This window comes from Sorangium sp. So ce302 (assembly GCF_051530145.1).
Lineage (GTDB): Bacteria > Myxococcota_A > Polyangia > Polyangiales > Polyangiaceae > Sorangium > Sorangium cellulosum_B.
In genome coordinates, this window is sequence record NZ_CP150326.1 from 5,426,213 (window position 1) to 5,445,502 (window position 19,290).

Below are 19,290 nucleotides of genomic sequence, written 5' to 3' on the forward strand. Positions count from 1 at the left end.
TTCGTGGCACGTCGTTCGCTCAAGCGATGGTCATGCGATGCCGCCTGCCCCGGCGTCCGCCGTCGTCAGCTCGAGGGGCGCGCGCTCCGCAGAGAAGTGGATCGACACGTGAGTGACCAGGTACTAAGACCGCCGAGCCGACCCGACCCTACGGGTCGATCATCAGACCGCGAGGATCGGGAAGGCCGGTCCTCGCCCAACGCTGTGGATGCGATGAACCGCTCTCAGGCGCCCCGCCCTCGCGGGCAGAAGGACCCCGCACGATCGCACGGCAGCGGCAACGTCCGCACCGACGATCTGCGGAACCCGCAACCGGCGCCGGACACCGGACGCGCCGAACGCGCCGGCGGAGGCGGCGTCGCGCGCACCTCGCTCGTGTCCAGCGCGCTCGGGTTCATCGCCGCGGCGGCCTTCGCCGGCACCGCGGCGTGGGCGAGCGGCTGCCAGGGCGAGGCCCCTCCCGGCCCCTCCACCGAAGGCGCCTCCCCGCCCGAGCGGACGTCGTCCCTCCCCCGCCCCGCGCCCTCGGCGCGCGCCGCCGCGTCCGCCGAGGCGCCCAAGGAGGCCCCGACCGCCGCGCCCTCGGAGGCCCCGGAGCCGCCCGCGCCCGACAAGCCGTACACGGGGCCGCTGCTCGGCTCGATCGTGCCGCAGGCGGCGGTCTATCCGACGATGGAGTTCTCCAAGCAGCGGCTCGGCTACATCCGGCTCGGCGGCAAGGTGCCGGTCGATCCGAAGCCGATCAAGGGCGGGAGCTGCGCCAAGGGCTGGTACCGCCTCCTCGACGGCGGCTACGTCTGCGGGAGGTCGGCCACGACGGACCTCTCGAACCCGCAGGTCCGCCTCGGCATCACGCCGCCGAACCTCGACGACGTCCTCCCGTACAAGTACGCCTTCAACACGACCCACGGCACGCCGCTCTACCGCTCCGTCCCCTCGAAGGACGAGATGACGCGCTACGAGCCGTACCTCGAGTCATCGAAGCGCAAGCGGAAGGAAGAGGAGAAGCAGCGCGCCGAGGCGCTGTACGAGGAGACCGAGAAGGAGGTCGCCGCGGCGGCCGCCGCTCGCGCCGCGGCGAGCGCCGAGGCCGCCGCGAGCCCCGCGCCGGTGGCCGCCGTCGCCGCGGATCCGGCTGCAGTCGAGGACAAGGCGGCGGCCGTCGCCGCGGCCGCGTCGCTCGGCATCGCGCCGGCGCCTGTCGAGGAGGAGCCCGAGAAGCCCTGGTGGGAGAACGTCGACGAGAAGGGCAGGCCGCTCAACGTCACGCTCGCCGATCTCGACAAGGACGCCGACTCGACGGTCGCGAAGCGGATGGTCAAGGGCTTCTTCGTCGCGGTCGACAAGACCTTCGGCTGGAACGGCCGCAGCTGGTACAAGACGACCGCGGGCCTCGTCGCGCCGAGCGACCGCATGTACATCATCAAGCCGCCGGCCTCGCAGGGCATCGACTTCCCCGAGGGCGCGAAGTCGGTCGGCTTCATCCTCGCGAAGTCGGCGAGCAAGTACCAGTTCGACGCCGAGAAGAAGTCCGTCTCCGTGGCCGGCTCGCTCGATCGCTTCGCGGCGTTCGGCCTCACGGGCGAGAGCCACACCCACAAGTCGACGGTGTACCGGAAGACCACCGAGGGCTGGTGGATGAAGGGCGCCGACGGGACGTACACCGATCTCGGCGCCCCGCCGCCGGATCTCGCGCCGGGCGAGAAGTGGATTGACGTGAACCTGTCGCGCAAGACGCTGGTCGCGATCGAGGGCGACAAGCCCGTCTTCGCGGCGCTCATCTCGCCGGGGAGGCGCTCGAAGGACAAGAAGAAGGACCACCCCACGCACACGGGGGTGTTCCGCATCCGCGAGAAGCACGTCGCGACCACGATGGACGGCGACGGCACGGTCGCGGGCGATCTGCCGTACAGCATCGAAGACGTGCCGTTCGTCGCGTATTACGACGGCTCGTACGCCCTCCACGGCGCCTTCTGGCACGGAAACTTCGGCCGGGAGATGAGCCACGGCTGCGTGAACCTCTCGCCGCTCGACGCGAAGAAGGTCTTCTTCTGGAGCGAGCCCAGGCTCCCGCGCGGCTGGCACGGGGTCTGGGCCACGCCGGAGAACCGCGGCACGCTCGTGTCCATCCACGAGTGAGCGGGCCGCGCGGCCGCTCGGCGCGCGCGGCCGCGCGACGAGGACGCAGCAACACCGTGCGCTCCCCATCGAGCGGGCCGCCCGGGAGCGGCCGGACCGGGCTCGCCGCGACGCGTGGTACGAGAGCGCGCCGGAGCCGCGCCTCGCCTCGCCTGGACTCGCCAGCGGGCCTGCCCCCTGCCACCCTGCCTCCGCCGGTTGCTGGAAATCCGGGCGGGCCGTGCTCGGAACAGCTTGAACGGTCGCTTTGACAGGGCTCCCTCTTGACTCGGGGCTCCCCTTCGCACACTTGTGGAGCCGCCATGGACCAGTTCTCGGCGCACCTCGACCGCGGGTGGGATCTCGTCCAGCGCGGGGACACGCGCGGAGCAGAGGCGTCGGCCCGGCGGGCGCTCGAGCTAGATCCGAACTCGCCGGAGGCTCACAACCTGCTCGGCTTCGTCGCGGCCCTCGAGGGCGAGGGCGAGGAGGCCATCGAGGCGTACCGCCAGGCGATCGCCCTCGATGACACCTACCTGGAGGCGATGCTCAACGCCGCCGAGGTCTACATCCACCCGCTCGGCGATTTCGACCAGGCGATCGAGATGTGCGACCAGGCGCTCGATCTGGCCGAGGTCGACGAGGAGATCATCGACGCGCTCCTCCTGAAGTTCGACGCGCTCCTCGGCAAGGGAGATCTCGACGAGGCGGCCCAGGTCGCGGCGAGGATCCCCGAGGGCCCCTACGACAACCCGAACCACACCTTCCTCGTGGGCCGCGCGTTCTACGAGATCGGCCAGGCCGACAAGGCCGCCGCCCTCATCGAGGAGGCAGCGCTCAAGGACCCGCGGCACGCCGAGGCCCACTACTACCTCGGCCTCATCCGCGACGAGCGGGGCGATGTCCGCGGGGCGACGCAGGCCTTCCTGCGCTCCCGTGAGCTCGACGTCGAACTCGGCATGCCCCCCTGGGCGCCGAGCCGCGACGGCTTCGTGACGCTGGCCCAGAAGACGGTCGCCGCGCTCAACCCCGTGCTCCGGCGCTACGTCGAGGGCGCGGAGCTCTACATCTCCGACGTTCCCGGGATGGAGCTCGTGGCCGAAGGCGTCGATCCCCGCGCGCTGGTCCTCCTGGACGGCCTCAACGCCGACGAGCGCGAGCGGGGCCTCCGCGGCAGCGCCGAGGTCCACCCGTGCGCGCGGGTCTTCGTCTACGCCCTCAACGTCGCCCGCCTCGCGGGCAGCATCGAGGCGCTGGAGCGCGAGATCAACCTGGCGCTCGAGCGCGAGATCACCGCGACGTTCCTCGAAGCCGAGCAGAACGAGCGGACCGAGAAAGAGCTCAACTGATCGAGCGAGGGCGCTCCTCGCCACGACCGCCGCGCCGCGTGCGCGCGCGGGGCGCCGCTTACTTCCACTTGACGGCGATGATCTCTGTGCTGATGCCGGGTGACGAACGGATGATGACGGAGCTCATCAGCCGATGCACGGCGCCGAGCCCGACGCCGAGCCCCTGACCGGGCATCCTCGGCGTCAGCCGCGCAGAGCTCGACGAGGACGGGCCGCGATCGCTCTTCGGCCCGACGTCCTCGAGCAGCGCCAGCTTCGGGTCCAGGCCTGGGCCGGAGTCGCGCACGATCACCTCGACACCCCACCGACCGCCGCCCGCCTGCGTGTCGTCGCGGATCGCGCGGATGCTGATGCTCCCGCCGCCGCCGTGGCGCACCGCGTTCGACACGAGCTCGGCGATCGCGATCGCGAGCTCGTGCTGGGCGCGCTCCGAGAGCCCTGCCCAGCGCGCGATGTGCGCGCCCTCGGCCGCGCAGGCGAAGCGATCCTCCTCGCGCGTGACGGGGATGCTGAACGCGGGCGGGAACCGCTGCGTCACGCCGCGCCCCTGTCGCGGACCACGGCGACGACGCACGTGGCGTCATCGAACGACTTCTTGTGGGCGTCGACGATCCGGCGCGCCATCTCCTCGGGATCGAAGTCGCGGAACGCGCCGAGATCGAAGCCGCTGGAGATCCCGTCGGAGTGGAGCAGGACGACATCGCCAGGCGATATGGGGAAGCGAAAGCTGCGGAGCCGCCGCACGCGCCGCCCGAGGATCCCCGCCGAGCAGAAGCTGGGCATGGCCGTCCGCGTGATCGCCTTCATCGCGATGTTGCCGACGCCCGAGAACTCGAGCTCGCCCACGCTCTCGTCGATGCGCAGGAGCGCAGCCGCGGCCCCGCGCGTCGACGCGAGCTGCTCCCCTGCCCCGGTCAAGAGATCCTCGATCGGCATCGACGCGTGGTCCTCCACGTAGCGGCAGAACGCGGAAGCCGCTTGCGCGGCGTGGGGACCGTGACCGAGCCCGTCGGCGAGGCCGATCAGCACCCACGGGGAATGTCGGACCACCACCACCTCGTCGCCGGCGATCTCCTCGCCGGCGGCGACGCAGCACGCGGTCCCGATGGCGACCGTCATCCGAGGTACTTCCTGACCGTCACGGTCGTCCCAGCGCCTGGCGCCGTCTTGACGTCGAACGCATCCATGAGCGCCTTCGTGCCGCGGAGGCCCGCGCCCATACCGTGACGCGAGCGGTACTTGCCGCTCAGGATCTCCGGCAGGTTCGTGATCCCAGGCCCGTTGTCCTGCGCGACGATCTCGATCGCGCGCATCGGCGAGGTGAGCGAGCGGACGACGACCTGTCCGCTGCCCGCGTACCTGACGATGTTGCGCCCGAGCTCGGAGATCGCCGTGACGATCTTCGTCTGCAGGACGTCGCTGACGAGGTGCTCGATGCAGAGCTCGCGGCCGGCTGACCGCGCGCGCAGCACGTCCTCCTCGTTGCGCACATCGATGGTGATCTCGCGCGGCGCAGGGGCAGCGTGGTCGAGCTCACCGAGCTCGGAGATGCACCGATCGAGCTGCGCCTGGTCGCGGACGAACAGCTTCACCCCGCGCTTGACCTCGACGAGGAGGCGCCGGAGATCACCCTCGCGCGCGACCAGCGGATCGACCTTCGCCTGCCGGATCCCGCAGTCGATGACGCTCTTCCTCACCGCAGGCGAGAGGAACTGCGCCAGCACCGTCTCGATCTGATCGGTGATCGAGCGGCCGACGATCTGCGGAGACGACGGCACGGGGCCGCGCGCCGACTGCGGCGTACCCGGCAAGCGCGTCGACACCGGTCCGCTGGACCGGCTCGACGGCGGCCCCGTGGCGCCGCCGCTGGAGGGCGGTCCGTCACGAGGAGGGATCTTCATGCGACACCTCGTTCGTGAGCTCCGGCGGCATCATGTCGTCCTCCGCGGACGGCGCGAGCATCTCGACGGCGCGCTCCAGGTTGAGCGCCGTCACCACGCCAGGGATCTCGAGATCCATCTCCACGAGCGCGATCGCGACCGCGGGGCGCAAGCCGCACACCGCCGTCCGGACGCCCATCAGCCGGGCCGTGAGCGCGATGTCACGGATGGCGCGGGTGAGATAGCTATCGAGAATCTCGACACCGGAGAGGTCGACGATGAGGCCGCGGGGCGATCGCGCTTCGATCGACCCGGTCACGTCGTCGCGCAGCTGCTCCACTTGGCCGTCAGTGAGCCCGCCCTGCACCGAGACGATTAAGTTCCCGAAGAGGCCCACGATGGGGACCCTACCCGCTTGCATCAAGTGGACGTCTCCTTCCTCGCGCTGAGCTGCAGCTGTGTCGTGGTCATTGCACCGCTGCCCGACGGATCGAAGGCGGCCCGCGGGCCGCCAGGTGTGAACGGTTGTCCTGTCTGCTTCTCGTTATCTTTGGCCGCGCCGCGGCGGGTCCCCATGAGGGACGCGGGCGTCGGCTTCTGGCCGGCGAGCGCCATGCTCTCGCGCAGCGCATGCTTGAGGTTGCGCGCGGCGCGCACGGTGCCGAGGTTGATGCCGAGCTCCACCATCGTCTGCGCGACGGCGGGCCTGACCCCGGTGATCCGACACCGCGCGCCGAGCAGCTCGACCGCCTTCATCAGCTTCATGAAATGGTCGGCCGTCCGCGTGTCGATCACCTCGACGCCCGTCACATCGATGATGACGTAGCGCGACTGGCGGCGAACGATCTCGTCGAGCAGCCGCTCCATGATCTGGGCGCTCCTGCGCGAGTCGACGACGCCGATGATCGGCAGCGCGAGGACGTCGTCCCACAGCTCGAGGATGGGCGTCGAGATCTCGTCGATCGCGTAACGGAGCCGCTCGACGAGCTCGCTCTTGGCGCTCTCGCTCTCCACGAGGTCGCGGTTCTTCGCCTCGAGATCCTCGATGAGGCGCTTCTTCTCGGTCGCGTCGCGGAACACGGCGACGGCGCCGGAGATCGCCCCGTCCTTGCCCCGCATCGGGCTGGCGCTGACCGTCAGGAACAGGCCGGACACCGGGCCGGTCTCGATGCGCGGCTCGGAGAACACCGACGGCACGCGGACCGACCGCGGCTCGACGTCGTCCCCCTGCGGCCCCGCGGTGGGCGCGAGCGTCGGCATCGCGCCGCCCGCCATGCCGTTGGATCGGCGGGCGACCCGCACGTCCTGGTCGGCGGACTTCCTCGCGAAGAGCTCGATCTGATCGACCGTCTCGCCGCGCAGCGCGCGCGACAGCGGGTGCTCGGACATCGGCCAGGGGGTCGCGCGATCGGGGAAGAACAGCGTGGCGTCGCCGGGCCCCGCGTCGTCCCCCGAGGTGAGGTCGAGCGGCGCGCGGCCGAGCATGTGCTCCGCGGCCGGGTTGCGCATCAGGAGCTCGCCCCTGTCGTCAACGACGGCGACGCCGTCCGCCATGCTGTCGAGCACGAGCTTGAAGATGCCAGCCTGTCGCCGCAGCTCCTCGTCCGCTCGGGCCAGCTGCTCGCCGCGCTCGCGCGCCTCGTGCGCCGCCCGGTCGAGCTGCGCGGCCTGCTCCTTCGCCGCGCGCTCGTGCCCCTCGATCTGCTGCTCGAGCGTCGCGACGCGCTCCGTGAGCCTCGCAATCTCTTGCCGCAGAGCTTCTTCGCTCATCGCGAACTCCCCGTCGTAAGCCCGCGCGCGCCGTGCGTGGCGCCAGGCAGCGCGTCCCTCCGGTGCGCGGCGCGGAGCATCCCCTTGCAGGATTGCTCCAGATGCGCGCGCCGGGAGGATGAGCCGCGCGGGCGAAACGAGACGGCCGCGGAGAGCGCGTGGCTCTTCGCCGTCCTGTCCGTCCTTTGCACGCTCGTGACGCTCATTTCTTCTCCTCGCAGGGTGCCCTGTCCCAAGCGGGGACCGTGTCCAGCACCAGTCGAGAAACACAGCTTATCGCCAACCGGGCAACCCACCGTCAAGCTTCGCGTCAGCCATGCGTGTCGCTTGTGGCGACGGCATCCACCGTCGCCCAGCCGAGGTAGCCCGTGCCCGCACAACCGCTCCCGTGCCCCGCGTCACGATCGAGCACGCCAGCAGCAGCTTATGCCGCGCCGCAGCGCAGCCGAGCTCGGTTGGCGCGCACCTCCTGCTTCCGCTCCTCGGATGTGCGGATGGAGAGGGCCGGAGCTCACGTGAGATTCCCCCCATGCGACGCGCGCCGGTCACCAGCGCGGATTGCGTGATCACAGCCGCGCGCGGGTCGCTCAACCTCAATCGCCGAGGCTCTGACGCTCGCGAGCGCGCCGTCGCTTGGCCTTGCGCTTCGAGTCGGCCGGGCGCCGAGGGTCTGGGCCGCTCTCGCCCGTGGTCGGGGCACCCGCGTCGAGCCAGCGCCACAGCGCCATCTGGTCCGCGGTCGCCCCGTGACGGATGGCGCGCTTCAAGATCTTCTTGGCGAGCACCAGCTTGCCGCATCGGGCGAGCGCGTGCGCGTAACTCGCGGCGATGTCGGCCTCGCCTGTCTGCGCCTCGGTGGCCTGCGCCAGGAGCGGCAAGGCGTCGTGCGGGCGGTTCAGCGCGACGTCGTAGAGGTGCCCCAGGTTGTGCGCGTACCACGGATTCTCGGGCGCGATGGCCAGCGCGCGCTCGTAGGCGCGCGCGGCGTAGCGGTAGTTGCCGAGCAGCGACTGCGCCAGGCCCAGCACCGCCCAGGCGCCGTCGTCCTCCTCGTGGAACTGCAGCACGCGGCGCGCGAAGAGCGCGGCGCGCCACGGATCGTGCTCCACACCCATCTCCGCGAGGTGGCGGTGCGCGTAGAGCCACGGCTCGCTCCCGGGCGCCGTCGCGCGGGCCAGGCGCGCGAGCAGCGGGAGCACCCTGTCCGCATCGAGCTTGTCAGCAAGCGCTCGATCGATGTCCCGTCGAAGCCGGTCGATGTCCTCCGCTCCACTGCGCCCCATCCCTTCCGTGATACGACCAGTGGGCGAGCTTGGCTAGCGCGTTGCGCGCCGAGCGGCGACGCCTGGACGACGTCGCACGCAAGCCCCCACCGACGTACCATCGACCTGCGCCGCCAGGCGGTGTCGTGCGCCGCGCGGAACCGCTTGAAACGCCCGCGTGGAGCCCGCTCCGCCGCCATGTGGCAGCGGACAGACGCTCTTGCGTCGATCCGCGCGACCCGCGCTCAGGCGTCCTCCGCCACCTCTTCGGCGCTTGACGTGCGCTCCCGAGCCTGCTCCGCGCGCGCCTCCTTGCCCGCGATCGTCGCGCCGTTCAGCGTCGCCACGACCCGCGCGAGCTCGGCCTTCGGGACGCTGACGAACGCGTTGCGCTCGCGCACCCGGATGCGCCGGATGTCCCCCTTGGCCATCCCGCCCCGCTCGATGAGCGCGCGCTGGAAATCCGCCGCGCGCGCGCCGTCGCGGCGGCCGAGGTTGATGAAGACCTCGACGAACTCTCCGTCCGCCTCGTCGCGCGAGGGCTCGGCGCGCGGCGCTTCGCCGGCCTCGCCGCTCTCGATCTCGACCGCGGCCTCGCCGGTGGCCGACGGCAGGGCGCCGCTCGTGCGCTCGCGCTCGCCGCCACGCGACACCGGCGAGCCGGGCGCCGGAGACGGAGGCTCGCCGAGGATCGGCTCGTCGTCGCCCTCCTCCTCGGGCGGCTGCCACATGGTGAAGTCGGCGTGGCGCGAGAACGGCTGTCCCGACGCGCCGCCCTGAGGCCTGCCCGGCGCGGCGCCGGCGGCGCCAGCGGCGCCAGCGCCGCGGCGCGCCGATAGCAGCGTCGCAGCGGGTCGATCGCGCAGGCGCTCCGCCGGGCCGCGGCCCGACCCGCCCTCGGCTCGCGGCGGCTCGATCCGCATCAGCGGCTCCGGCCGCGTGAGCGGCTCGACCGAGACGGGGCCGTCGTCGCGCGCCCGCGCCCCCTCGGGCCGGCGCGGCTCTTCCCCCCCGGGCGCGTCCGCGCCGCGAGGGCCTCGCCGCCCCTCGTCCCGGCGGAGGCGCAGCGATCGCCGATCGCGCTCTCGCCCGCGATCCCGATCGCCCTCACGCGCCAGCTCGCGCTCGCGCTCGCTGCGCTCCGTCTCGGGCGAGCGCGGCTCGGCCGAGTCGGCCGCGCGGGGGATCGCCTCCCGCGCCGCCCGCCCGCGCGCCGCGGGCTCGGGCTTCGTCGACGGATCCGTGCCGCGCCCCTCGCTCTCGCGCGCCGCCGCGCGCTGCGGCTGCTGGGCGCGCCGCGCGGCGCTCGCCTCCTCCTGCGCCGTCGGCCGCGCGCCGAGGTGATCGCGCAGGAGGCCCGCCACGATCGCCTCGGCCTGGTCGTGCGTGAGCAGCCGGCGCGCGAGCGAGAGATCGTCGCGGTGCGTGCCCTTCGACAGGAACGCCTCGGCGAGCATCGCGACGAGATCGGCCTCGGCGCGCGTCTTGAGCTCCCCCTCCGTGGGGAGCTGCTTCTCGAGCGGGCGGATCTTGTACGTCAGCCGGAGGATGTAGAGCGGCCCGACGTCCTGCGGCGTGATCAGCGCGATCGCCGTGCCGGTGCGGCCCGCGCGGCCGGTGCGGCCGGTGCGGTGCACGTACGCCTCGGCGTCCTGCGGGAAATCGTAGTTGATGACGTGCGTGAGGTGCGAGATGTCGATGCCGCGCGCGGCCACGTCGGTGGCGACGAGGAAGCGCAGGCGCCCCTCGCGCGTCGCGCTCATCACCTTCTCACGATCGGACTGCGGCAGATCGCCGTTCAGCCAGTCGGCGTCGTAGCCCTGGCGCTTCAGCGCCCCGGCGACCGCCTCGGTCTCGTCCTTCGTATTGCAGAAGACGACCGCGTTCTCGGGGTTCTCGACCTCGATGATGCGGACGAGGGAGGTCAGCTTGTCGCCCGTGATCAGGTAGACGTAGTGCTGGATCTGGAGCGCGCCGACGGCGTCGCCCGAGAGGGTGATGAACTCGGGCGAGCGCAGCTTGCTGCGCGCGATGCGCTCGATGTCGGGCGGGAGCGTCGCCGAGAACAGCAGCGTCTGCCGCTCCGGCGGCAGCTCGGCGAGGATCGCGGTGAGCTCGCGCTCGAAGCCCATCGAGAGCATCTCGTCGCACTCGTCGAGCACGAGCAGCCGGATGTGCTTGGCGACGATGGTCCCGCGGCGCAGGTGGTCGAGCACGCGGCCCGGCGTGCCGACGATGACCTGCGCGCCCGCGGCGAGCGCGTCGATCTGCCGCTGCATCGGCGCGCCGCCGTACACGGCGACCACCTTGATGCCCTTGCGCTTGCCGAGGCGCTCGACCTCCGCCGAGACCTGGAGCGCGAGCTCCCGCGTCGGGCACAGCGCGAGCACCTGCGCCTGCGCGAGCGAGCGCTTCACGGCATGATCGACGATCGGGAGCCCGAAGGCCGCCGTCTTGCCGGTGCCGGTGCGCGCCTGCACGACCGCGTCGCGCCCGCGCGTCACCGGCTCCCAGACGGCGAGCTGCACCGGCGTCGGGTGGACGTAGCCAATCTCCGCGAGGGTCTCGCGCAGCTCGGACGACAGAGGGAGCACATCGAAGGTAGGCGGCGGCTGGGGCTTGTCGCCGGTCTGCGCTTCACCCGCCACTGCGGCAGGGGGAGAAGGAACGGTCATGTCGGTCATATCGTCCTGCGTGATCGCCGCGTCGGGGTATTATCTCGGGGACGCGGGCCCAAGCTGGCCATCGACGATCGCCCGGACCCGCCGCCGCAGCGGAGCCAGATCGCCTGCCTCGCGCCGCGCTGCGTGCTCCTCCGCATAGCGGAGCCGCTCGATGGCGTCGAGAGCGCGCTCGTTGTCCTCCGAGCCCCGGCACGAGGCGGCCACTCCGTCCCGGTAGGTCCACGCCGGAGCGAGCGTGCTCCTGAAGCGGGCGAGGGCGGCGTCCTCCCCGTCGGTCCCGGGGGCGGCCTCCCTGGCGTGCTCGACGGCCCGGACGAGCGCCAGGAGGCCCTCCTCGCAGCTCGCGTAGGGCGACGGCGCGGCCGGCAGAAAGAAGACCTGCCGGATCAGCTGGAGGGTGCACGAGGCGATGATGAGCGCGGCGAAGCTGTAGTACGCGACCAGGGCGATGCGCCGGCCACGGGCGCGAGGCCCGCCAGGGCGGCGCCGCGCTCCAAGAGGGCGCGCTCGCGCCTCGGTCCCCGGCACGGCCGGGGCGGGAGCGATGGGCGCGGGAGCTTGAGCGGGCATGGGAGCTGCGATTCCTAGGGCGGGCAGGGGTGCGCGGCCGCCGACGGTCGGGCTCCGCTTCCACGGTCCCTTCCGTGCGGGCCAGTGCTATCACCTCGCCGCGGGCGCGACGAGATGCTGTTGGACGGGAGCAGCGCGAGGTGACCGACAGGACCGCGGCGCTCCGCATCATCGCCCGCCGATCCGCTGCGGCGCTCTCCGCGCTGGCCCTCGTCCTGGGCCCGCCCGGGGCCGCGCTGGCTCAGCCGCTCCAGGACAACGCCTACACCATCGACCTCTTCCAGGGGCCCATCCTGGCGCCGCTGCGCGTGACCGGGATCGCTGGCGCCTACGCCGGCTACGCCGAGGGGATCGCCGGCATGGTCGCCAACGCCGCGGCGCCCGCGCTCCGCGAGCCGTTCAGCATGCGCTGGCTCGAGTGGGACGTGGCCGCGTCGATCTCGCTGCCCATCGAGCTCTTCGAGAACAACGACTTCGACAACAGCGGCGACATCGATCTCGATTACTCGAATTTCGTGTACCTGACCCTCGGCGGCCAGCTCCAGGCGGGCGACTTCGGCGTCGGGGTCAACGCCGAGCTGCAACGGTACTCCCTGACGGACGAGGCCGGCGCCGAGACCACGGTCGTGATCGGCAAGTACCATTTCCTCGGCGGCGTCCGCCTGCTCGGCGACGCGCTCGTGCTGGGCGCCGGCGCGCGCGCGGTGACGCTCAACCTCGGCGCCGAGCAGACCGACCTGACCATCGCGGGCATCTCTCCGGAGCTCGGGGTGCTCGTGCGCCCCGACTGGGCGTCCTACAGGCTCGGCGCGACGTTCCGCTTCCCGGTGAACGGCGGCGGCTTGCTCGGCGAGGGCGTGGTGATGGACGGGCAGGTCCGCCGCGCCGGCGGGCTGATCCTGCCGAACGAGGTCGTCCTCCCCTGGGAGCTCGAGGTCGGCCTCGCCGTGCAGGTCGGACCGCGCCCGCTCAACCCGGCGTGGATCGACCCGCACGTCCAGGAGCGGGAGCTCCGCGAGGCGGTCGCGCGCAGGCAGGCCGCGCGGGAAGAGCGGAGGGAGCGCGAGCTCGGCGCCATCGACGACCCGGAGGAGCGCGCGCGGCGCGAGCGCGTCTTCGCGACAGAGAGGGCGCGCGAGCGCGCCGCCGACGAGCGCGAGCTCGCCGCGGGGCCGGCCATCCTCGAGGCGGAGCGGCGCGCGCGCTACTGGAACTGGCCGCGCGAGCACCTGCTCATCACGGCGGAGCTCCTCGTCACGGGCCCGGTGTCGAACGGGGTGAGCCTGGAGCGCTTCCTGGCGCAGAAGCAGCCCGGGAGCGAGCACGGCCCGTCGGCGGTGGGCACCTCGGGCGCGCACGTGAGCTTCTCGCCGCGGTTCGGGATCGAGACGGAGCCGATCCCGGGCCGCGTGCACACGCGGTTCGGCAGCTACTACGAGCCGAACCGCTTCAGCCGCCTGGGGAGCGGGCGTGTCGGCCGGCAGCACTTCACGTTCGGCGCGGACGTCCGCGTGCTCTCGACGACCTTCTGGGGCCTGATCCCAGACACCGCCTTGACGCTGCAGGCGTCGATGGATTTCGCGCCTCGCTATGACAGCGTGAGCGCCGGCATCGGCGTCTGGCACTGAGCGCTGCGGCGCCGCTCACGCGCCGCTCACGCCGACGACGCGCGGCGGAGTTGCTCCGCGAGCAGCACGCGGAGGTGGTTCATCCGGGCGGGGTCGCGCTTGCCGAACTCGTCGAGCGCCGCGGCGACCGCGACCGGCGCGCCGCCGCGGGGCTCCTTCCGGAGCGCCCTCGCCGCCAGCGCGAGCGCGCGGGGGCACAGCACCTCCTCGATGCAGAGCCGCGCGGGCGGCGGCCGCCACGCGGCGTCGCGGTAGCCCCCCGGCGGCGAGGGCTCCGCGAGGAGCGCGAGGCCGTCCGCCTTGGCCTGCAGCGCCGAGAGGATCTCGCGCTCGATCGCGCTGCCCTCCTCGCGATCGCCGGAGCGCTCGATCGTGAAGATCGGCTTCGGCGCGCCGCGCCGCGCGGCGCCGAGCCAGCCCTTCCGCCAGCGCACCGCCGTGGCCCTGCTGATGGTCGCCTCGCCGCGCGCGACGAGGCCCGTGAAGGCGCTGAGCATCAGCACCTCGAACGGCGAGAACGCGTCGCCGCCCTTCGCCCCCGCGATGCGCGAGAGGTTCGCGGCGACGACGGGGAGCCCCGCCTCGATCGCGTCCGAGGAGCAGAAGAGCGTCGAGCCCGGGCTCGTCGGGTGGAACCCCGTCAGGCTCACGCCCTCGCCGGCGCCGTACCACCCGAGGAGCGTGCGCACGGTCCCCCGGCGGGCGCCGTCGGCCGAGCAGTAAGCCCACGTCGTGCCCCAGAGATCGAACAGCGACCGCACGATCCACCGCGCGAGCCTCGCGCCGAGCAGAACGCTCGCCGCGAACAGCGCGGCGGCCGCGAGGGAGTCGTCCGCGGCCCCGGCCAGGCCCGAGAGGAGCAGCCCGTAGAGCGCCGTGTACGCGAGCAGCAACCCGCTCGTGATCGCGCTCAGGAACAGCTCGATCTTCGGCGACGCGCCGCGCGGCTCGGACCGCCGCCACACGGCGCGGTGGGGCGGCTCGCCGCAGCGAGCACAGGGGTCCGCGGGGCCACATCGCCGCCGCGTCCCGCAGCCGAGGCAGATGTCGATCGGGGGCAACCGGCTTGGCATCGGTGGTCCAGAATAGTGGCGCATCCTCGGTTCGTCGCCACGACCGTGACCCACGGCGCGGGCTCGCCGCGCGCACGGTTTCGCACACGCGCACAGGGCGGGAGCGCGCCCCTGCCCGCTTCGGGCTTGTCGTCGCGCCCTGTCCGGCGCATCGAGTCGCGCATGCCCCATCGCCGGCTCCGCATGGTCGCTGTCAGCCACCTCGCCGTCCTCGCCCTGTGCCAAGGCGTCGCCCTCGCGCAGCCGGCGCCTCCCCAGGGTCGACCGGGCCAGCAGGCTCAGCCGCGGCCGGGCCAGCAGGCGCCCGCGGCGGCCGCCGCGCCGGCGGCGATGCCGCAGCGCATCGAGGTGAACGACCCGGCGCTCGCGCCGGTCCCCCCGCCGGCGCGCACGCTGGCGAGCTGGAACGACGCGCGCGTGATGATCGAACAGCGGTCGGTGGACTTCGCCATCGCCGTGCAGGAGGTCGCCCGCGCCGAGGGGGTCGCGCGGCGGGCGCTCGCCGCGGCGCTCCCGAGCCTCGACGCGCGCGGCGACCTGACGCACGAGCTGGCGGGCGGCAGCAGCGTGAGCCCCTCGCTCCCCGCGCCAGGGGAGCCGGGCGCGGGGGCGATCGAGGATGCGCCGACGACCGCGTCGGCGTCGCTCACGCTCCGCCAGCCCATCCTCGCCCCGCGCGCCTGGTACGGCATCGGCACCGCGAGGCGCTCGGTGGACGTCGCCAAGCTGAGCCTCGAGGATCGCCGCCGCGTCACCGTCGGCGCGGTGGCGGACGCCGTCGTCTCGATCGTCACGGCCGAGCGGGTCAGCGAGATCAACCGGGTCGGGCTGCGCAGCGCGCTCGAGCGGCTCGAGCTGACCCGGCGGCGCGAGCGCCTCGGCACCGGCACGAAGCTCGATGTCGTCCGCGCGGAGCAGGACGTCGCCCTCGCCCGCGCGACGCTCGTGTCCGGCGACGAGGCGCTGCGCAAGGCGCGGGAGACGCTCGGGGCCGTGCTGGGCGAGCGCGGCGAGGTCGGCGTCCCGCAGGGCTTCTCGCTGAACGCGATCGCGGCGGAGGTGCAGTCGGAGTGCGCCGAGGCGCGCTCGGATCAGCGCGCGGACGTCCGCGCCGCCCGGGCCGAGCTCGAGATCGCGGAGCGCAACCTCACCGACGCGAAGCTCGCGTTCGCCCCGTACGTCGATTTGTCGAGCACGCTGAGCGCCCGCACCTCGATCGGGGACGAGTCCACCCGAAGGGCGCGGTCCTGGGGGTGGTCCATCAGCGCCGTGCTCACCGTCCCCATCTGGGACGGCGGGGCGCGCTACGGCGATCTCCAGATCAGCAGGGCCGCGGTCGAGCAGCAGCGCGCGCGCCTCGGGGCGGTGGAGCGCACCGCCGGGCTCGAGACGACGCAGGCGGTCCGGGGCGTCGCCGTCGCCGAGCAGTCGCGCGCGGTCGCCGAGCAGTCGCGCGACCTCGCGCGCGAGACCGCGCGCCTCACGCAGGTCGCGTTCGAGGCCGGCACCACGACGAGCTTCGATCTTGTCGAGTCCGGCCGCAGGCAGCGCGAGGCCGAGCTCGATCTCGCGGTGCGGGAGTTCGAGGTGGTGAAGGCGAAGATCACCGCGCTGCTCGCGTCCGCCTCGTGCAAATGAGGTGCGCGCAGGACGTGCGCCCGCCGAGCGCGGCCGCGGCCCGGCGCGCGCCGAGCGCGGCCACGACCTCGCGCGGGGGTTGTGCCGAGCGACCGCGCGAGTAGGCTACGCGCCCGATGGAGCGGCTCGAGAGCTATGTCGAAGGGCAGTGGCGCGCCGGCCAGGGCGCGCCGCACGTGCTCGTCAACCCCGCGACCGAGGAGCCGCTCGCCGAGACGAGCACGGACGGCCTCGACCTCGCGGCCGCGGTGGCGTTCGCGCGCGCCGAGGGCGGGCCCGCGCTGCGCGCGCTCACGTTCGCCGAGCGCGGCGAGCTGCTCCGCGCCATGTCGCGCGCCGCGCACGCCGAGCGCGACGCGCTCATCGACGTCGCCATCCGGAATGGCGGCAACACCCGCGGCGACGCCAAGTTCGACATCGACGGCGCGATCGGCACGCTCGCCTACTACGCCGACCTCGGCGCCCAGCTCGGCGACGCGCGGCTGCTCACGGACGGCGACGGCGTGCAGCTCGGGCGCTCGCCGCGCTTCTTCGGCCAGCACATCCTCGTCCCGCGCCCCGGCGTCGCGGTACACATCAACGCCTTCAACTTCCCCGCGTGGGGGCTCGCGGAGAAGGCCGCCTGCGCGCTCCTCGCGGGCATGCCCGTCATCACGAAGCCCGCGACCAGCACCGCGCTCGTCGCGCTCCGGCTGATGAAGATCTTCACCGAGCGCGCCCCGCTGCCGCGCGGCGCGCTCTCCTTCGTCGCCGGCCCGCCGGGCGATCTCCTCGCGCACCTCGGCGGCGAGGACGTCCTCGCCTTCACCGGATCGAGCGCCACCGGCGCCGCGCTCCGGCTCTCGCCCGGCCTCGTGCGCGACGGCGTCCGCGTGAACGTCGAGGCCGACAGCCTGAACGGCGCCGTCCTCGGCCCCGACGCCGTCCCCGGCTCCGAGACGTACGCGATGTTCCTGCGCGACGTCGTGCGCGACATCACCCAGAAGGCCGGCCAGAAGTGCACGGCGATCCGCCGCGTCTTCGCGCCCGCGGCCGTCGTCGACGCCGTGCGCGACGATCTCGTCGACCGCCTCCGCGACGCGCGCGTCGGCGATCCCGCGCAGGACGGCGTCACGGTGGGTCCGCTGACCACGTCCGATCAGCTCCGCGGCGTGCGCGCGGGCATCGAGCGCCTCGCGGCGGGTGCTGCGGTGGCGCTCGGCGGCGCCGGGCCCTTCGAGGCGATCGGGGTGCCCCCGGGCAAGGGGTACTTCGTGCCGCCGACGCTGCTCGTCGCGAGCGGCCCCGACGGCGCGCCCGCCGCGCACGAGCACGAGGTCTTCGGCCCCGTCGCCACGCTCTTCCCATACGACGGCGGCGCGGCGCACGCCGTGGCGCTGCTGCGACGGGGCCGCGGGAGCCTCGTTTGCTCCGTCTACAGCGACGACCGCGCCTTCGCGGCGGAGGTGCTGATCGGCGTCGCGCCGTACCACGGCCGCGTCCTGCTCGGCAGCGAGAAGATCGCCGATCAGGCGCCCGGCCCGGGCACCGTCCTCCCTCAGACGATCCACGGCGGCCCGGGCCGCGCCGGCGGCGGCGAGGAGCTCGGCGGCCTGCGCGGGCTCCATTTCTACTCGCAGCGCACCGCCGTGCAGGGGTCGCGGCCGATCCTGGAGGCGATCCTCGGGGCGAAGGGCGAGCCCCGCCCCGCGCCGGCGAAGCCGTAGATCGCGAAGGCCGGGGTAGCTCTTTCCGTGGACTTTATGGTGAAGTCTCGCTCATGAGCGCGGGCCCGCAACTCATCGGCAAGACGATCGCAGGGCGCTTCCGCGTCACCGGGTTCATCGGCGAAGGCGCGATGGCGGCGGTCTACCGCGGCGAGCAGGACGCGGAGCCGCGCGACGTCGCCATCAAGATCATGCACCCGCAGCTGCTCGGCGACGACACGTTCGTCACCCGCTTCTACCGGGAGGCGAAGGCGGCGTCGCGCCTCCACCACCCGAACACGGTGCAGATCCTCGACTCCGGCGTGGAAGGGCACCTGCCGTACATCGTGATGGAGCTCGTCGCCGGGCAGGACCTGTTCGAGGTCCTGCTCGCCGAGCGCCGCTTCTCCGAGGCCCGCGCCGCGCGGTTCCTGATCGGCATCACCGACGCCCTCGCCGCCGCCCACGCGCGGGGCATCGTGCACCGCGATCTCAAGCCCGAGAACGTGATGGTCATGCGGGATCCGGCGGATCCGGCGGTCGAGCGCGTGAAGGTGCTCGATTTCGGGATCGCGAAGATGGTCGAGAGGAACACCCGCGGCGACGACGACGGGCCGAACAGCGCGCCCATCAGCGTCTGGGGCTCGGTCACCACGGTCGGCGTGGTCGTCGGCACGCCCGCGTACATGTCCCCGGAGCAGTGCCGCGGCGACGTCATCGACGGGCGCAGCGACGTGTACGCGTGCGGGGTGCTCCTGTTCCTGCTCGTCACGGGCCGGCTCCCCTTCCCGCCCACGGCCGTCGCGTGGGAGGTGGCGATGGATCACCTCCGGAAGCCGCCGCCCGCGCCGAGCCAGTTCCTGCCGCAGATCCACCCTGCCCTCGAGGCGATCATCCTCACCGCGCTCGCGAAATGGCCGAACCAGCGCCAGCAGAGCGCGGCCGAGCTGCGCGACGAGCTCGAGCGGCTCCTCCCCCACCTGTCGGACGCGCTGCTCCCTGCCGCCCGGACGAGCGCGCCCGAGGACGCGCCGACCCTCGAAGTGGCGATGCCGCCGTCGCTCCGGAGCTCCATGTCGGCCGCGCCGCCGCTGCGCGAGGGCGATCTGCCGCCGCCGGCGCAGCGGGGCGAGGTGCTGGCGAAGTCCGTGTTCCGCGAGGCGTCGCTGACGGACGGGCCGCCGTCGAGCGCGATCCTGTCGCTCGCCGCGACGCTCCCCGGCATCGCCCTCCCGCGCGAGGCGCCGGCCGGACCGACGTCGGACGACCTCTCGCGCACGCTCCCGGCGGTGCGGCGGCTCGTCGCGCCGACGAGCGATCCGCCGGCGAGCGACGTCGTGATCCACGATCGCAAGGACTTCGGGCCGCTCCTCCCCGCCGCGGGCGCCCGCGCGCCGTCCCCGAGGCCGGAGGCGCGGCGAGGCGCCGGCGCGACCGCCGCCGCCGCGCCGCCGCGGCCGCCCTCGCGGTCCTCGGCCGAGAACGTCATCGAGATCGCGCCTGCGCCGGTCCGGCGCGACCGCCGCCCGCCCGCGCGCCCGACGGACCTGTGGATGGTCAAGCTCGTGGTGCCGCTGGCGCTGGTGATCGGGCTGGCGCTCGGGGTGCTCGCCTTCTTCCTGAGCCGCTGACG

At 73.3% G+C, this 19,290-nt stretch carries 15 protein-coding genes; 6 read left to right on the forward strand and 9 right to left on the reverse strand.

Features of this window, described 5'->3' with window-relative positions:
• Positions 1–213: 213 nt before the first annotated feature.
• Together WME73_RS20530 and WME73_RS20535 are read left to right on the forward strand one after the other, a co-directional pair.
• Positions 214–2,139: a L,D-transpeptidase gene (locus WME73_RS20530; protein WP_437916825.1), complete on the forward strand. Its 1,926-nt coding sequence runs from the start codon at positions 214–216 to the stop codon at positions 2,137–2,139.
• A gap of 302 nt (positions 2,140–2,441) precedes the next feature.
• Complete coding sequence (locus tag WME73_RS20535) at positions 2,442–3,467, forward strand: tetratricopeptide repeat protein (protein ID WP_437747107.1); 1,026 nt, start codon at positions 2,442–2,444, stop codon at positions 3,465–3,467.
• Positions 3,468–3,525: 58 nt separating this feature from the next.
• On the opposite strand, the gene WME73_RS20540 is transcribed toward WME73_RS20535, so the two are convergent.
• From WME73_RS20540 to WME73_RS20575, 8 genes are all read right to left on the reverse strand, one after another.
• Positions 3,526–4,005, reverse strand: a complete 480-nt coding sequence (locus WME73_RS20540) for an ATP-binding protein (protein ID WP_437916826.1) — start codon at positions 4,003–4,005, stop codon at positions 3,526–3,528.
• Positions 4,002–4,586 carry a SpoIIE family protein phosphatase gene (locus WME73_RS20545; protein ID WP_437747109.1) on the reverse strand — a complete coding sequence of 195 codons (585 nt, stop codon included), beginning with the start codon at positions 4,584–4,586 and terminating at the stop codon, positions 4,002–4,004. Before WME73_RS20545 ends, WME73_RS20540 begins: the two co-directional genes overlap by 4 nt.
• Positions 4,583–5,368, reverse strand: coding sequence for an anti-sigma regulatory factor (locus WME73_RS20550; RefSeq protein ID WP_437747110.1), 786 nt, complete (start codon positions 5,366–5,368; stop codon positions 4,583–4,585). Before WME73_RS20550 ends, WME73_RS20545 begins: the two co-directional genes overlap by 4 nt.
• Positions 5,349–5,744: an STAS domain-containing protein gene (locus WME73_RS20555; RefSeq protein ID WP_157906757.1), complete on the reverse strand. Its 396-nt coding sequence runs from the start codon at positions 5,742–5,744 to the stop codon at positions 5,349–5,351. The genes WME73_RS20550 and WME73_RS20555 overlap by 20 nt, the downstream gene beginning before the upstream one ends.
• A 23-nt stretch (positions 5,745–5,767) precedes the next feature.
• Positions 5,768–7,117, reverse strand: a complete 1,350-nt coding sequence (locus WME73_RS20560) for an STAS domain-containing protein (protein ID WP_437916827.1) — start codon at positions 7,115–7,117, stop codon at positions 5,768–5,770.
• Positions 7,118–7,710: 593 nt separating this feature from the next.
• The gene (locus WME73_RS20565) at positions 7,711–8,400 is read right to left on the reverse strand and encodes a hypothetical protein (protein WP_437747112.1); all 690 of its coding nucleotides are present in this window, start codon (positions 8,398–8,400) and stop codon (positions 7,711–7,713) included.
• 224 nt (positions 8,401–8,624) lie between these two features.
• Positions 8,625–11,054, reverse strand: a complete 2,430-nt coding sequence (locus tag WME73_RS20570; protein WP_437747113.1) for a DEAD/DEAH box helicase — start codon at positions 11,052–11,054, stop codon at positions 8,625–8,627.
• A 39-nt stretch (positions 11,055–11,093) separates the two neighbouring features.
• Positions 11,094–11,633, reverse strand: a complete 540-nt coding sequence (locus tag WME73_RS20575; RefSeq protein WP_437747114.1) for a hypothetical protein — start codon at positions 11,631–11,633, stop codon at positions 11,094–11,096.
• A gap of 140 nt (positions 11,634–11,773) precedes the next feature.
• Here WME73_RS20575 and WME73_RS20580 point away from each other — a divergent pair, with 140 nt between their 5' ends.
• The gene (locus WME73_RS20580; RefSeq protein ID WP_437747115.1) at positions 11,774–13,261 is read left to right on the forward strand and encodes a hypothetical protein; all 1,488 of its coding nucleotides are present in this window, start codon (positions 11,774–11,776) and stop codon (positions 13,259–13,261) included.
• Between the two features lie 26 nt (positions 13,262–13,287).
• Here the strand turns inward: WME73_RS20580 and WME73_RS20585 are convergent, their stop codons facing one another.
• Positions 13,288–14,334, reverse strand: a complete 1,047-nt coding sequence (locus tag WME73_RS20585; protein WP_437916828.1) for a hypothetical protein — start codon at positions 14,332–14,334, stop codon at positions 13,288–13,290.
• 162 nt (positions 14,335–14,496) lie between these two features.
• Here WME73_RS20585 and WME73_RS20590 point away from each other — a divergent pair, with 162 nt between their 5' ends.
• From WME73_RS20590 to WME73_RS20600, 3 genes are all read left to right on the forward strand, one after another.
• Positions 14,497–15,972: a TolC family protein gene (locus WME73_RS20590; protein ID WP_437916829.1), complete on the forward strand. Its 1,476-nt coding sequence runs from the start codon at positions 14,497–14,499 to the stop codon at positions 15,970–15,972.
• A 116-nt stretch (positions 15,973–16,088) separates the two neighbouring features.
• Entirely contained in the window at positions 16,089–17,678 is a 1,590-nt protein-coding gene (locus tag WME73_RS20595) for a 3,4-dehydroadipyl-CoA semialdehyde dehydrogenase (RefSeq protein WP_437916830.1), read from the forward strand.
• A 53-nt stretch (positions 17,679–17,731) separates the two neighbouring features.
• Positions 17,732–19,288, forward strand: a complete 1,557-nt coding sequence (locus tag WME73_RS20600; RefSeq protein ID WP_437916831.1) for a protein kinase domain-containing protein — start codon at positions 17,732–17,734, stop codon at positions 19,286–19,288.
• Positions 19,289–19,290: the final 2 nt, after the last annotated feature.

Bases quoted from the DNA above. Each gene is read 5' to 3' on its own strand.
- WME73_RS20530 (WP_437916825.1), top strand. From the start codon at position 214: ATGAACCGCTCTCAGGCGCCCCGCCCTCGCGGGCAGAAGGACCCCGCA.
- WME73_RS20535 (WP_437747107.1), top strand. From the start codon at position 2,442: ATGGACCAGTTCTCGGCGCACCTCGACCGCGGGTGGGATCTCGTCCAG.
- WME73_RS20545 (WP_437747109.1), bottom strand. From the start codon at position 4,586: ATGACGGTCGCCATCGGGACCGCGTGCTGCGTCGCCGCCGGCGAGGAG.
- WME73_RS20550 (WP_437747110.1), bottom strand. From the start codon at position 5,368: ATGAAGATCCCTCCTCGTGACGGACCGCCCTCCAGCGGCGGCGCCACG.
- WME73_RS20560 (WP_437916827.1), bottom strand. From the start codon at position 7,117: ATGAGCGAAGAAGCTCTGCGGCAAGAGATTGCGAGGCTCACGGAGCGC.
- WME73_RS20565 (WP_437747112.1), bottom strand. From the start codon at position 8,400: ATGGGGCGCAGTGGAGCGGAGGACATCGACCGGCTTCGACGGGACATC.
- WME73_RS20570 (WP_437747113.1), bottom strand. From the start codon at position 11,054: ATGACCGTTCCTTCTCCCCCTGCCGCAGTGGCGGGTGAAGCGCAGACC.
- WME73_RS20575 (WP_437747114.1), bottom strand. From the start codon at position 11,633: ATGCCCGCTCAAGCTCCCGCGCCCATCGCTCCCGCCCCGGCCGTGCCG.
- WME73_RS20585 (WP_437916828.1), bottom strand. From the start codon at position 14,334: ATGCCAAGCCGGTTGCCCCCGATCGACATCTGCCTCGGCTGCGGGACG.
- WME73_RS20590 (WP_437916829.1), top strand. From the start codon at position 14,497: ATGCCCCATCGCCGGCTCCGCATGGTCGCTGTCAGCCACCTCGCCGTC.
- WME73_RS20595 (WP_437916830.1), top strand. From the start codon at position 16,089: ATGGAGCGGCTCGAGAGCTATGTCGAAGGGCAGTGGCGCGCCGGCCAG.
- WME73_RS20600 (WP_437916831.1), top strand. From the start codon at position 17,732: ATGAGCGCGGGCCCGCAACTCATCGGCAAGACGATCGCAGGGCGCTTC.